The sequence below is a fragment of the Bacillus sp. ISL-41 genome (genome assembly GCF_018613235.1).
Classification (GTDB): Bacteria; Bacillota; Bacilli; order Bacillales; family Cytobacillaceae; genus Mesobacillus.
In genome coordinates, this window is the sequence record NZ_JAGGQP010000030.1 from 176,848 (window position 1) to 190,959 (window position 14,112).

A 14,112-nucleotide genomic window follows, 5' to 3' on the forward strand; every position below is an offset into this window, starting at 1 on the left:
AGTTATGAAGCATCGCTATTTACCGCTGACTGAAAGTGATAAAAACGCAATGTTGGAAAGCATCGGCGTTTCATCGATTGATGAATTGTTCAGCGATATTCCTGAAAAAGTCCGTTTTGCCGGAGAATACAACATTAAACCAGCCAAGTCTGAAACAGCATTAATGAAAGAGCTGGCACAGATGGCTGCGAAAAATGCTGATTTGAAAATGAATTCTTCATTTATCGGTGCAGGTGTCTATGACCATTACATTCCCGTAATTGTTGACCATGTCCTTTCGCGTTCAGAGTTTTACACTGCCTATACACCATATCAGCCAGAAATCTCTCAGGGTGAACTTCAGGCTATCTTTGAATTCCAGACAATGATTTGTGAACTGACTGGCATGGAAGTTGCGAATTCCTCCATGTATGACGGCGGCACTGCTTTGGCTGAAGCGGCAATGCTTAGTGCAGGACATACAAGAAGAAAGAAAGTATTGATTTCAAGTGCTGTTCATCCTGAATACAAGGATGTAGTCAAAGCTTATGCGAAGGGCCAGTATATCGATGTGGTGGAAGTACCTCACAAGGATGGCGTTACTGATCTTGAAGCACTTAAGGATATGGCCAGTGAAGAAGTTGCTGCTGTTATTGTCCAGTATCCAAACTTCTTCGGCGGCATCGAATCGATGAAGGAAATCGAAGAGATCGCCCATGAAAATAAATCATTGTTTGTTGTTTCCAGCAACCCTCTTGCATTAGGGGCATTGACACCTCCAGGCAAGTTCGGTGCTGATATCGTGGCCGGAGACGCCCAGCCATTCGGTATCCCGACTGCTTTCGGCGGTCCTCACTGTGGATACTTCGCTGTTTCTGGAAAGCTAATGAGAAAGGTTCCAGGCAGACTTGTCGGCCAGACGAAGGATGACCAGGGACGCCGCGGTTTCGTATTGACGCTCCAGGCGAGGGAACAGCATATCCGCCGCGACAAAGCGACATCCAATATCTGTTCAAACCAGGCCCTGAATGCTCTTGCTGCCTCAGTAGCAATGACAGCTCTTGGCAAAAAAGGCGTTCGTGAAATGGCTGTTGCCAATATCCAAAAAGCAAATTATGCGAAAAAGGCTTTTAAAGAGAATGGCTTTGAAATCGCATTTGAAGGTCCAATCTTTAATGAGTTCGTCGTCAAGCTGAATAAACCAGTAAAAGAAGTGAATCAAAAGCTGCTGGAAAAGGGCATCATCGGCGGTTATGATCTTGGACGTGATGATTCCAACCTCGGAAACCATATGCTTGTTGCCGTAACGGAGTTAAGAACAAAAGAAGAAATCGATACTTTTGTAAAGGAAATGGGGGATATCAATGCATAAGGAAGATCAGCCACTCATTTTTGAATTAAGCACACCAGGTCGTGTCGGCTACAGCCTTCCGGAAATGGATGTTCCGGAAACCGATTTATCAGAACTTTTGCCAGAAGGTTTCCTGCGCGAAGAAGAGCCAGAACTTCCTGAAGCTTCCGAGCTTGATATCATGCGCCATTACACAGCATTGTCGAAGCGCAACCACGGTGTGGATTCCGGGTTCTATCCGCTTGGATCTTGTACGATGAAATACAATCCTAAGATGAATGAAAATGTAGCACGATTCAACGGTTTTGCCCATTTGCATCCATTGCAGGATGAAAGCTCTGTCCAGGGTGCTCTTGAATTGATGTACGATCTGCAGGAACACCTGATTGAAATCACTGGTATGGATGAAGTTACCCTTCAGCCGGCAGCCGGTGCACACGGTGAATGGACGGGTTTGATGATGATCCGTGCATATCATGAAGCAAACGGCGATCACAACCGTACGAAAGTCATCGTCCCTGACTCAGCGCACGGAACCAATCCAGCTTCAGCAACAGTGGCTGGCTTTGAAACAATCACTGTAAAATCGGATGAGAACGGTCTGGTTGATTTAGAAGACCTTAAGAAGGTTGTTGGGGAAGATACAGCTGCACTAATGCTGACCAACCCGAACACACTCGGCTTATTCGAAGAAAACATTCTCGAGATGGCTGAGATTGTCCACGGCGCAGGCGGCAAGCTTTACTATGATGGAGCGAACCTTAATGCTGTTATGTCCAAGGCACGCCCTGGCGATATGGGCTTCGATGTCGTCCACTTGAACCTTCATAAGACATTCACAGGCCCTCACGGCGGCGGCGGACCTGGTTCAGGACCAGTCGGTGTAAAAGCAGATTTGATTCCATTCCTGCCAAAGCCAATCGTGACAAAGCAGGATGGCGTCTATAAGTTCGATTACGACCGTCCACAGTCAATCGGAAGGGTTAAGCCTTTCTACGGCAACTTCGGCATCAATGTCCGTGCTTATACGTATATCCGCACAATGGGTCCAGATGGTTTGAAAGCTGTTACGGAGTACGCTGTACTGAACGCGAACTATATGATGAGAAGACTTGCAGAGTACTATGACCTGCCATTCAACAGACACTGCAAGCACGAATTCGTCCTAAGCGGCAAGCGTCAGAAGAAGCTTGGCGTCCGTACATTAGACATCGCAAAACGTCTGCTTGATTTTGGCTATCATCCGCCAACCATCTACTTCCCATTGAATGTAGAAGAAGCGATCATGATCGAGCCGACAGAAACAGAATCGAAGGAAACACTCGATGCTTTCATCGACGCAATGATCCAAATTGCTCGAGAAGCGGAAGAGAATCCTGAAATCGTCCAGGAAGCTCCACACTCCACAGTTGTAGGCCGTCTGGATGAAACAACAGCTGCAAGGAAGCCAATCCTGCGCTATCAGAAAGCTGAATAGAAACATAGAAGTCCTGCCGGTTTGTTATTGGCAGGACTTTGTTTTGTGTTGATTCTTTTTAGGGTGGCTTCGGAAAGGTTTGGAGGGAATTAATGAAACTCTGTCTGAACCTGGTGCAAACCCAAAATTCATTATTTAAAATGCTAAACCCCTCAGCAGTTATGCTGAGGGGTAATTTTATGGGAATATTGCTTACTTAGCTTTTACTTTGCCGCCCCATTTTTTGAAGCCGCCTTGCAGTTGATTAAGGTCCTTATAGCCTTTTTTGTAAAGCAGCTGTGCAGCACGTCCGCTGCGGGAACCGCTCTGGCAATAGAGGTAGACCGGCTTGTCCGGCCTGATTTCCTTCAGGCGAGTCTTTAGTTGGGTAAGCGGGATATTTCTGGCGCCTAAAATGTGTCCACCGGCGAATTCATTCGGTTCACGGACATCAATTAATTGCGCTTTACGATAACCAGCTTTGAATTCTTCCTCTGTAAGGGTATTGAGGATTTTTTTCTGGCGGAAATACATAAACACAGAGTATAGAATTACCGCAACTGTCAGGACGATTAAAAAGATAAGTGTATCCAAAACATATTTCTCCTTTCAAGCTTAGCTGAGCCACTTATAATTATATAAGCCTTCATGTCAGAGAGCAAAGGAAATTAGTAAATTTCTTTAAATCAACTTGCTTTGCTTTTGAAATTTATTTTGTTAGACTAAAAAAATCTTAGCTTTTAAATGGGGTTAAATTTTTATGAATAAAGAGGTATGGGGATTTATTGATTCTGGAGACTGTTCACCTTCGTTCAATATGGCACTTGATGAGGCCTTGCTTGATTGGCATGGTGCAGGAAAGATTCCTCCGGTGGTCCGTTTTTATGGATGGAACCCGGCGACACTTTCAGTTGGCTATTTCCAAAAGATTGAAAGAGAAATTGATATGGAGGCTGTGAAGCAGCACGGTCTTGGTTTTGTAAGGAGACCTACTGGCGGACGGGGCGTTCTGCATGAACATGAACTTACATACAGCGTTATCGTTACTGAAGAGCACCCGGAAATGCCAAAGACGGTAACAGAAGCTTACAGGGTTATATCTGAAGGCATATTACAGGGTTTCCAGAAGTTGGGTCTCGAAGCTTATTTTGCTGTGCCTAAAACCTCTGCTGATAAAGAAGCCTTGAAAAACCCGCGGTCAGCAGTTTGTTTCGATGCACCAAGCTGGTATGAGCTTGTTGTTGAGGGCCGAAAAGTGGCGGGAAGTGCCCAAACCAGGCAAAAAGGTGTTATCCTTCAGCATGGTTCCATTCTGCTTGATTTGGATGAGGATAAGCTTTTCAGCCTGTTCAAGTATCCGAATGACAGAGTCAAGGAAAGAATGCAGAGAGCCTTCAAGACTAAGGCGGTAGCAATCAATGAGATCAGCAGCCGCAAAATTAACCTTGAGGAAGCGAAGAAAGCATTCAAGGAAGGTTTTGAGGATGGCCTGGGAATTATTTTAGAACCATACACATTGAGCCAGGAAGAATTGGATTATGTAAATACACTGGCCAAAAATAAGTACGAATCTGATGAGTGGAATTTTAAAAGATGAAAAATATTTTAAAGCGGATTTTCCGCTTTTTTTATTTTTATCCAGTATTTTCTAGGTTCTTAAGATTTAAAAAAAGTGCAACCCTCGAAATTTGTTGTTTTTTATCATTTACTGGAGATATTCTATCGTTCTCTCTCTATAACTCGATTTTTTAATAGTTTTCATGTTTGACAAAATCTTTATCACTTGACCTTAACACCATATATAGTATTGTCGAAAATTTAAAATACACTATATATTGATTTTTGATGTTTCGATATGATAACGTAAGGGTAATTCAAAAATGCAGCTAGAATTACATACTTCTAGTAAAACATTAGAGAAAGATTTAAAACCTTAGAAGGAGTTGTAGAAATGTCTGTAACTATTGGACAAAAAATGAGCCTGGATGTAGAAAGCCTGAACAAGGATATTAAGCTGTTCCCGCAGGTTCACCCGATTACCTCTGACATGAAAATTACACACAAAGGCGTTTCCCGATTAGTCATGCTGGACCGCTATACTTTTAAAGACACTGAAAAAATCACTCTATCAAATGGTGATTTCGTCGTTCTCACCATCAAAGAAGATCCAAAGTTTCCTGCCCGTGGACTTGGATTCATACTAGATATTGATTGGGAGAACAAAACAGCTAAAGTGCTTGTAGATGAAGAATTCCGCGGTGTGCTGGATGACCCGGAAGAAGCAGCAACCGGCGTGATCACAAAGTCACTGGACGTCATCGAAAAGCCGCTAGAAGTATTTTATGAGCAAATCGCAAAGCGGAATGCGACGGGGCTTGCAGCTGTTGAAAAAACAGAGGAAAAGCGCCAGGAATGGTTTGAGAAGTTCTACCAGGAGCTAGTATCGATGAACTTCATTCCTGCAGGCCGTGTTCTTTACGGAGCAGGCGCGGAAACAGATGTAACCTACTTCAACTGTTACGTCATGCCTTTTGTAAAAGATTCACGCGAAGGAATCTCCGAGCACCGAAAACAGGTCATGGAAATCATGAGCCGCGGCGGCGGAGTCGGAACGAACGGTTCCACACTAAGACCCCGCAACACACTTGCCAAGGGAGTAAACGGAAAATCATCCGGCTCCGTCTCATGGCTAGATGACATCGCCAAGCTGACACATTTAGTTGAGCAGGGCGGGTCCCGTTAAAACCATGGCGGGATTAAAATCTCGTGAATTGCTGGAACACCCTTAGAGCCATATTAACTAAAACGTGACTGGCAACGGTGAGCGTGAATGTTGAAAAATAATATGGATTGGGCAATCAGCAGCGAAGCATCTTTGGAAACAAAGATGAACGTTCAACGACTATTGAAATCACCTAAGGATAAACAGCTAATTTCATAAACAATATGAGGGAAGGTAGCTTTAATGGAATCTATGGTGAGAGTAAACCATGAGAGTCGGCAACGACCTTATGGGGCACGAGACAAGGAAGAATTGATAAGAGCGATTACTAATTATCACGATAAAGGGTATAGCCAAGTCGAAATTGCAAAAAAACTTAATTTAAGCCGTGGAACAATTTTGAGATGGAACAAAGAGTTGAATTTTTTAACACCAAGATCACCTGGGGATGCGGGGAAGTTGAAAAATAAAATTCATCATTATGATGAAAATTATTTTTCTTATATAAGTACTCCTAATCAAGCTTATCTTATTGGATACATTTTGGGCGATGGTACTCTAATTGATCGAAAGAAATCTAAACGATTAGTATTAAGCTTAGCTGAAGTAGATAAACAATTGATTTTTGATATAGCTAAGGAACTAAACATGGTAAATCAAGTTAAGTTCCGGAAGTCTAACACATTAAGAGAACAAAATAAATATTCATTACCAATAAGTTCTACCCAGATTTGTAACGACTTAATAAATCTTGGTATAACACCTAGAAAAACAGGTAATGAGAAATGGATAGACTTCAACAATATTAATCTTCAATGGGCTTTTCTAAGAGGTTTCTTTGATGCAGATGGACATATAAGAGTTTATCGACGGAATGGGTTTCTTAAAGTAAGAATAGGCTTTACTGGATCCATATATATGATGGAGTCGATCTTGGGTTTTATAAAATCTCATAATATTGGCTTAAAAGTTAATGCAATTTGTCCTAAACAGGGTTGTTATGATTTATACTTTTCGAGCATTGGTGATGCGAAAGAGATTTATGGTTACCTTTATCGCAATGGAAATTTAAAACTTAATCGCAAATTCGAAAAATTTTCTTCTTTGATGATATAGTCTGATCTCGCATGAAAGTGTGAGAGTCTGGCAGAAATGACCAGGCCCGTTCTTTGAACGAGTAACAAAAAGCGTGGAGCACAAATGATAATGTTAGCGGATTGAAAGATGCACTAGTCCGCGTCGTTCAGAAAATGAACGGCTAGAAAATCGGGTGAATTGCAGGGAACTCCTTAGAGGCAGGCAAGCCACAACGTGACTGGAAACGGTGAGCGTGATGGCCTAAAAATTGCTTGCATTGGACAATCTGCAGCCAAGCGTCATTGGGCAAAGGTAATGGCGAAGGTTCAACGACTAGAGAGTGAGTCCCAACAATAAACTCTCACAAGCGCCCGGCCCCTAACAGATAATGCTGAGGGTGATGATATAGTCTAGTCCGGCTGCATAGCAGCGAAATATTCCGAAAGGAACGGTATGTACGTGGCATCCTGACATTGTAGAATTCATCATTTCAAAGATGCAAAACCCAAGGATCCTTCGCTTCTTGATTGAAAACACAAACGATGAGTCAATCAAGAAAATGGCGAAGGAAAAATTGAAATTCACTCCTCTGACGTTGCAGGAAGAAGCAATGTACCAGGGAATCGTTAACTATAAGAGCATCCCGGGTTACGGTGGATTCAGCGCAGATATCATCAAAGCAGCTGAAGAAAAACTTGCAACAGGCGGAACGTATACCGTCCATAACTCAGAATTCCTTACGGGTGCAAATATTTCAGTTACTCTGACAAAGGATTTCATGGACGCAGTTGAAAAAGATGCTGAGTATGAACTTCGTTTCCCTGATGTGGAAAGCTATGATGCTGAGACAATGAAGGTGTATAACGAAGAATGGCATAAAATCGGTGACGTTCGCGAGTGGGAAAAGCTCGGCTATAAAGTGCGTACCTATAGAAAAATCAAAGCAAAAGAGCTATGGAACCTAATCAATATCTGTGCGACATACTCAGCAGAACCAGGCATCTTCTTCATCGACAATGCCAACGACATGACAAACGCACAGGCATATGGGCAGAAGGTCGTTGCTACAAACCCATGTGGGGAACAGCCTCTCGCACCAAATTCTGTCTGCAACCTCGCTGCAGTGAACCTTGCTGAAATGGCGGACAAGGATACAAAGACAGTTAACTTTGAAAAATTGAAGCGTACAGTAGAAGTCGGCGTGCGTATGCAGGACAATGTCATCGATGCGACTCCTTACTTCCTTGAAGATAATAAGAGACAAGCACTGGGTGAACGCCGTGTTGGTCTTGGAGTAATGGGACTTCATGACCTTCTGATCTACTGTGAAACAGAATACGGTTCTGAAGAAGGAAACCAGCTTGTAGATAAAGTATTTGAAACAATTGCGACTTCTGCTTACCGTGCATCTGTTGAACTTGGGAAGGAAAAAGGAAGCTTCCCATTCCTTCAAGGCGGTACAGAAGAAGAAACCAACAGACTTCGCCAGGCATTCACGAACACTGGTTTCATGAAAAAAATGCCTGAAGATATTCGCGAGTCAATTCTTGAAAACGGAATTCGCAACTCACACTTGCTGACTGTTGCTCCGACGGGCTCAACTGGAACAATGGTTGGCGTTTCAACAGGCCTTGAGCCTTACTTCAGCTTCTCTTACTTCCGCAGCGGCCGTCTTGGCAAGTTCATTGAAGTGAAGGCTGATATCGTCCAGGAATATCTTGACCGCAATCCGGATGCTGATCCTGAGAACCTTCCTAACTGGTTCGTATCAGCAATGGAATTGGCACCTGAGGCACATGCTGATGTCCAATGTGTCATCCAGCGCTGGATTGACAGCTCGATCAGCAAGACGGTCAACGCACCGAAGGGCTACAGCGTAGAGCAGGTTGAAAAGGTATATGAGCGCCTGTATAAAGGCGGAGCGAAGGGCGGTACCGTTTATGTTGACGGCTCCCGCGATTCTCAAGTATTGACGCTTAAAGCGGAAGAAAACACGATGGAAGAGGAAGTCGACAAGAAAGAAAGACAAAAGCAGCATGTTGTCCTTGTCGACACGATTAATGAATTGCGTTCTACCAACGTAACGATCGGCTCTGAAGTGGGCAATACATGCCCTGTCTGCCGCAAAGGCGAGGTAAAAGAAATCGGCGGCTGCAATACATGCACAAACTGTAACGCACAGCTCAAGTGTGGATTATAAAAATTAGGAGGGGTCCTTGCTTAGATAAAATGAATTAAGTTTTGAAGACCTGTTGATTGGAGTGGAAGTTGCGTAGACTCCTCCGAAAATGCTAACGCATTTTCATCCTGCGTGGGCAAAATCGAGGAAGCATAATCAATGTCCTGCCGGATCAGCTGGACAGGTGAGACCCCGCAGGCGCAAACGGCGACGAGGAGGCTCACCTCCAGCCCCGCGGAAAGCGAAGCGACTGGAACGGAAATCAACAGACCCATCTCTCCTCTTAACCAAATATATTTATAGGTACAGTAACAGTCCAGGATGGAAATATTTTTTCCATCCTCTTTTTTCATTTCTGCCCATACTAACAATACTGACTAATGGAATGAAATGAGGAAATGACTTATGAAAGCTTTTGTACCACAGCTTGTATATATTGAGCCGAGGGCTCTGGAATACCCGCTGGGCCGGGAACTAAAGGAAAAGTTTGAAAAAATGGGACTGGAGATACGGGAGACGACTTCGCATAATCAGGTTCGCGGTATCCCTGGTGACAATGAACTTCAGCAATACCGGAATGCTAAATCGACACTTGTTGTAGGCATAAGAAAGACACTTAAATTTGATACCTCCAAGCCGTCCGCTGAATATGCAATCCCGCTTGCGACCGGGTGCATGGGACATTGCCATTATTGTTACCTGCAGACTACGCTTGGAAGCAAGCCTTATATCCGTACTTATGTGAACCTGGATGAAATTTTCGACCAGGCGCAAAAATATATGGATGAAAGAAAACCAGAAATCACCCGGTTCGAAGCTGCCTGTACATCGGATATCGTCGGGATTGACCATTTAACCCACGCACTAAAGAAAACAATCGAATTTTTCGGGGAGTCGGAATATGGGCAATTAAGGTTTGTAACAAAGTACCATCATGTCGATCACCTTCTCGATGCAAAGCATAATGGCAAAACCAGATTCCGTTTCAGCGTCAATGCCCGTTATGTTATTAAAAATTTCGAGCCTGGTACATCATCCTTTGATGAGAGGCTGGAGGCGGCGAGAAAGGTAGCAAAAGCCGGATACCCGCTTGGCTTCATCGTAGCGCCAATTTATATCCATGAAGGCTGGAGGGAGGGCTATCATGAGTTATTTGAGAGACTGAGCCATTCCCTTGAAGGAATCGACCTGACAGGCTTAAGCTTCGAGCTCATCCAGCACCGTTTTACCAAGCCGGCTAAAAATGTGATCCAAAAAAGATATCCTAAGTCCAAGCTCGAGATGGATGAAGAAAAACGAAAATATAAATGGGGACGTTACGGCATTGGTAAGTACGTCTACCAGAAGGATGAAGCGAAGGATCTTGAAGAAACGATTCGAGGATATATTCATTCGTTTTTTCCAGAAGCAGAGATTCAATATTTCACATAAGCACAAATTTTTTAACTTGTACGCCGTACTATTTTACAAATGAAGCGCTTAAAGATGTAAAGATGGGATTACATCGACGGGAGTGGCTCATATGTACATTGACGGCGTTTTTTCCGGCGGAGGAATTAAGGGATTAGCATTGGTAGGTGCATGTGCGGCAATTGAGGAGCGGGGGTTCCGTTTTAAGAGGGTCGCAGGGACCAGTGCGGGTTCATTGATTGCTGGCTTGCTTGCAGCTGGATATACCAGCGCTGAAATGGCCGGCATCTTGGATGATCTTGACCTAAAAAAATTTCTCGACTCAAGGAAAACAATCATCCCATCAGCCTTGACGAAATGGCTTTTTGTATACTGGCGGCTGGGACTCTATAAAGGGGACGAATTGGAGTGCTGGATCGGTGAAAAACTTGCTGCCAGAGGTTTGCGCACTTTTGGTGACCTCGCCCCTGATGCATTAAGAATTATCGCGTCAGACCTCACCAACGGCAGGCTGCTGATCCTCCCTGATGATCTACCGAAATATGGTGTTGACCCGAGAACATTTCCTGTAGCAAGAGCAATCAGAATGAGCTGCAGTCTCCCATTCTTTTTCGAACCGGTAAAGCTGCGTGACAGGGTCGGCGTGAATATCGTAGTTGATGGAGGAGTGTTAAGTAATTTTCCAATGTGGTTATTTGATAAGGATAATGTTAAAAAAGTCCGGCCTGTACTTGGTGTCAAGCTCAGCCAGAATTTGATCCAGCAGCCTACCAACAAAATCAAGAACGCACTTAATATGTTCGAAGCTTTGTTTGAAACGATGAAGGATGCCCATGACTCCCGGTATATCTCAAGGAAACATGAAAAGAATATCATTTTCATTCCGACGGAAGGGAACTTGACTACTGAATTCCAGCTTTCGGATGAAAAGAAACAAGAACTGATCGACCTGGGCCAAAAGAGCGCGGAGAAGTTTTTTAAATCCTGGTGTTATTAACTAAGGCTCTTTTCGTAAACTTTGTTGCTTCCTCAACCAAAAGTAAAAACCATCACCTGAGTTTTTACGAGTTCCAAGGCTACCTTTATTCAGAAGTCTTCTCGAAAAGAGCCCTAATCCGAAAAGAATCTTAATAAAACACAAAAATCGAGCTTAGAACGAAGCCCGATTTTTTTTTCTGCCTTTTTTACCGTCTATGACCGTTAAATGTGACGCATTCTTTTTTTTGTTGCGCGCGGATGCGAGCGACCTTATTTTAGAACGTTTAGAGGAGACATTAGTGTCTTTTGTCTGGAACCGTTTTTTAGACCGCTTTGCTGCTTTTTGAAATGCACGCTGCTGCTGCCGTCCTGAGCTTGAACTTGTCAAGCGGGTCACGAGGAAATAAATTAAGGCACCGACCAGGGCGATTGTTGCAAGCATGGTAAGGATACTTAAAGGATCGGTAAATAACTGAAAGGCAAAACCAAAGATTGCAAGAACGATCAGTCCTGAAACAATATATTTAGAAGCACGATTCATTGAAAGCCACCTCCCTACTAGCATCATGAGCAATTATTCCAGCTTTTAAACTTGCCAACGATTACTTTATACAAATTCTCCGATTTTATACTCTTCTCCTGCTACTTTTTCCTTTTTAAAAGTGCTTTAAACGAGTGATTTGCATTTTCAAGATTATTCGGTCCATTTGTTCTGTTAGTTTCATTTTACTAAAAATTAGCACAAACCTCTATATGAAGGTTGCTTCCTGAACAATTTTTCCTGATGTGCAATTGATTGGTCCGTCCGGGACATACTAACGGTGGAGGTGCAACTAATGGCAGAAAATCATGAAAACCTTGAACAAAATCAAAGGGAAAAACCAATGTCTTTCATTACGATGAGCATAATCACCGGGTTATTTGGAGGGATTTTTTGGAGTGCGCTTGCCTATTTAGCTTATATCTTCAACTTTACAGAAATCCGTCCAAATGTCATTCTTGAGCCATGGGCATTGGGAGATTGGAAGGAGCAATGGCTGGGTACAGTAATTTCCATTATCGCGATTGGTCTTTTTTCAACTGGTGCGGCACTTGTGTACTATGCTGCAATGAGAAAGCTAAAATCCATTTGGGCTGGTGCAGCATTTGGGCTGGCGCTGTTCTTCCTTGTTTTTTATGTTCTCAATCCGCTTTTTCCTGGAATTAAACCATTCTGGGACCTGTCAAGGAACACGTTAATTACATCGATTTGCTTTTATGTTTTGTATGGTGTGTTTGTTGGTTATTCAATATCATATGAGGAAAATGAAAATCGCAACAGTGAAAAAAATCAGGAGGAAGTTACCTCTTAAGGCTCTCAAGGTAGTTTTAAGGAAATCAATTATGATAGAATGTTCTTATTGAACATTCTTTTTTTACGGGAGCCTGCCATGAAAAAAATACTTATGCTCAACGGTCCAAATTTGAATCGTTTGGGAAAAAGAGAGCCAGGGATTTACGGTGCCAGAACTTTGAAGGATTTGGAAGAACGGATGATCCATCTTGGTGCGGAAAGCCAGGTTGAGGTTATTTGCTTTCAATCGAATCATGAAGGAGAACTGATTGACAAACTCCATGAGGCTGAAGACACTGATATCGATGGCATTATTTTTAACCCCGGGGCTTTCACGCATTATAGTTATGGTATCAGGGATGCGATTGCAGGAATTGATTGTCCCGTTATCGAAGTACATATTTCAAATGTTTATCAAAGAGAGGAATTCAGGCACAAATCAGTGATTGCTCCAGTATCTGCTGGGCAGATTGCCGGTCTAGGCTTTCTTGGCTATGAATTGGCGCTTGAAGCATTCAAAAGAGGTGCAGAAGGGGAGGAATAGGTTTATGGAGAAAATTCAAAAATTACGTGAGAGCTTTCAAAGACTCGGAATCGATGGAATGCTGGTCACTAGTGATTTCAACCGCAGATATATGACAGGGTTCACTGGTTCTGCAGGCATGGTGCTGATCAGTGCCGAAAAAGCATTATTCATCACGGATTTCAGGTATACTGAGCAGGCTGCGAAACAATGCGAAGGCTATGAAGTAGTCCTGCACAAAGGGCTGATTCAGGACGAGGTTGCAGAGCAGGCTAAAAAGTTGGGGATCAACAAGCTTGGCTTTGAAGAAAATCATGTTACATATTCTGCTTATAAAACCTTTGATAAAGGCGTGGAAGCAGAACTAGTGCCCGTATCAGGCGAAATTGAAAAGTTACGCTTGATTAAGACTGATTCAGAGATTAAGATATTAAAGGAAGCAGCAGCCATCGCAGATGCTGCGTTTACACATATAATTGAGTTTATCCGTCCGGGCAGGACAGAGCTGGAAGTATCTAATGAACTGGAATTCTTCATGAGAAAACAGGGTGCAACATCTTCTTCATTCGATATTATTGTAGCTTCAGGCTATCGTTCAGCACTTCCGCACGGAGTAGCAAGTGACAAGGTGATTGAAACAGGAGACTTCGTCACCCTTGATTATGGTGCCTATTATAATGGGTATGTATCGGATATTACCCGTACATTAGCTGTAGGCAGCCCTTCAGACAAGCTTAGGGAAATCTATGATATCGTCTTAGAAGCCCAGCTTCGCGGGATGGCAGGCATTAAGCCGGGCATGACAGGAAGGGAAGCTGATGCGCTTACCCGCAACTTAATCACCGAAAAAGGGTACGGAGAGTATTTTGGCCACTCCACAGGCCATGGTATCGGACTCGAAGTACATGAAGGACCTGGTCTGTCTTTCCGTTCTGATACTGTTCTTGAACCTGGTATGGTTGTGACTGTCGAGCCGGGGATCTACATAGCTGGCCTTGGCGGAGTAAGAATAGAGGACGATACTGTTATAACAAAAGACCATAATGAGTCACTGACACATTCTACTAAGGAACTCATCATATTATAGGACACATTAGGAGGACA

Annotated in this window: 12 protein-coding genes and 2 pseudogenes; 11 read left to right on the forward strand and 3 right to left on the reverse strand. The window is 43.3% G+C overall.

The window, feature by feature from the left end; translation table 11 throughout:
- Nucleotides 1-4: 4 nt before the first annotated feature.
- The gene (gene gcvPA, locus J7I80_RS16390; RefSeq protein ID WP_214739489.1) at nucleotides 5-1,351 is read left to right on the forward strand and encodes an aminomethyl-transferring glycine dehydrogenase subunit GcvPA; all 1,347 of its coding nucleotides are present in this window, start codon (nucleotides 5-7) and stop codon (nucleotides 1,349-1,351) included.
- Entirely contained in the window at nucleotides 1,344-2,807 is a 1,464-nt protein-coding gene (gene gcvPB / locus J7I80_RS16395) for an aminomethyl-transferring glycine dehydrogenase subunit GcvPB (protein ID WP_214739490.1), read from the forward strand. Before gcvPA ends, gcvPB begins: the two co-directional genes overlap by 8 nt.
- Before the next feature lie 192 nt (nucleotides 2,808-2,999).
- Here the strand turns inward: gcvPB and J7I80_RS16400 are convergent, their stop codons facing one another.
- Nucleotides 3,000-3,380, reverse strand: coding sequence for a rhodanese-like domain-containing protein (locus J7I80_RS16400; protein WP_214739492.1), 381 nt, complete (start codon nucleotides 3,378-3,380; stop codon nucleotides 3,000-3,002).
- A gap of 166 nt (nucleotides 3,381-3,546) precedes the next feature.
- Between J7I80_RS16400 and J7I80_RS16405 the strand changes: the two genes are divergently transcribed.
- The 4 genes and pseudogenes from J7I80_RS16405 to J7I80_RS16420 all read left to right on the forward strand — a co-directional run.
- Nucleotides 3,547-4,383 (forward strand): lipoate--protein ligase family protein, encoded by an 837-nt coding sequence (locus J7I80_RS16405; protein ID WP_214739494.1) that lies wholly within the window; start codon nucleotides 3,547-3,549, stop codon nucleotides 4,381-4,383.
- Nucleotides 4,384-4,737: 354 nt separating this feature from the next.
- A pseudogene (locus J7I80_RS16410) lies at nucleotides 4,738-5,526 on the forward strand (ribonucleotide reductase N-terminal alpha domain-containing protein); the annotation flags it as partial.
- A gap of 225 nt (nucleotides 5,527-5,751) precedes the next feature.
- Nucleotides 5,752-6,624, forward strand: coding sequence for an LAGLIDADG family homing endonuclease (locus J7I80_RS16415; RefSeq protein ID WP_214739498.1), 873 nt, complete (start codon nucleotides 5,752-5,754; stop codon nucleotides 6,622-6,624).
- A 412-nt stretch (nucleotides 6,625-7,036) separates the two neighbouring features.
- Nucleotides 7,037-8,785, forward strand: a pseudogene (locus J7I80_RS16420) (vitamin B12-dependent ribonucleotide reductase); the annotation flags it as partial.
- A gap of 20 nt (nucleotides 8,786-8,805) precedes the next feature.
- On the opposite strand, the gene J7I80_RS16425 reads toward J7I80_RS16420, so the two are convergent.
- Nucleotides 8,806-9,117: a hypothetical protein gene (locus J7I80_RS16425; protein WP_214739500.1), complete on the reverse strand. Its 312-nt coding sequence runs from the start codon at nucleotides 9,115-9,117 to the stop codon at nucleotides 8,806-8,808.
- Nucleotides 9,118-9,169: 52 nt separating this feature from the next.
- Between J7I80_RS16425 and splB the strand changes: the two genes are divergently transcribed.
- Complete coding sequence (gene splB, locus J7I80_RS16430) at nucleotides 9,170-10,195, forward strand: spore photoproduct lyase (protein ID WP_214739502.1); 1,026 nt, start codon at nucleotides 9,170-9,172, stop codon at nucleotides 10,193-10,195.
- A gap of 91 nt (nucleotides 10,196-10,286) precedes the next feature.
- Entirely contained in the window at nucleotides 10,287-11,171 is an 885-nt protein-coding gene (locus J7I80_RS16435; protein ID WP_214739504.1) for a patatin-like phospholipase family protein, read from the forward strand.
- 153 nt (nucleotides 11,172-11,324) lie between these two features.
- Here the strand turns inward: J7I80_RS16435 and J7I80_RS16440 are convergent, their stop codons facing one another.
- On the reverse strand, nucleotides 11,325-11,693 hold the full coding sequence (locus J7I80_RS16440) for an SA1362 family protein (RefSeq protein WP_214739507.1): 369 nt from the start codon (nucleotides 11,691-11,693) through the stop codon (nucleotides 11,325-11,327).
- Nucleotides 11,694-11,988: 295 nt separating this feature from the next.
- Between J7I80_RS16440 and J7I80_RS16445 the strand changes: the two genes are divergently transcribed.
- The 3 genes from J7I80_RS16445 (at nucleotide 11,989) to J7I80_RS16455 (ending at nucleotide 14,095) form a co-directional block, all read left to right on the forward strand.
- Complete coding sequence (locus J7I80_RS16445; RefSeq protein ID WP_214739509.1) at nucleotides 11,989-12,504, forward strand: YqhR family membrane protein; 516 nt, start codon at nucleotides 11,989-11,991, stop codon at nucleotides 12,502-12,504.
- A gap of 78 nt (nucleotides 12,505-12,582) precedes the next feature.
- Complete coding sequence (gene aroQ / locus J7I80_RS16450; RefSeq protein ID WP_214739511.1) at nucleotides 12,583-13,029, forward strand: type II 3-dehydroquinate dehydratase; 447 nt, start codon at nucleotides 12,583-12,585, stop codon at nucleotides 13,027-13,029.
- A gap of 4 nt (nucleotides 13,030-13,033) precedes the next feature.
- On the forward strand, nucleotides 13,034-14,095 hold the full coding sequence (locus tag J7I80_RS16455) for a M24 family metallopeptidase (RefSeq protein WP_214739513.1): 1,062 nt from the start codon (nucleotides 13,034-13,036) through the stop codon (nucleotides 14,093-14,095).
- The last annotated feature ends 17 nt before the right edge of the window (nucleotides 14,096-14,112 follow it).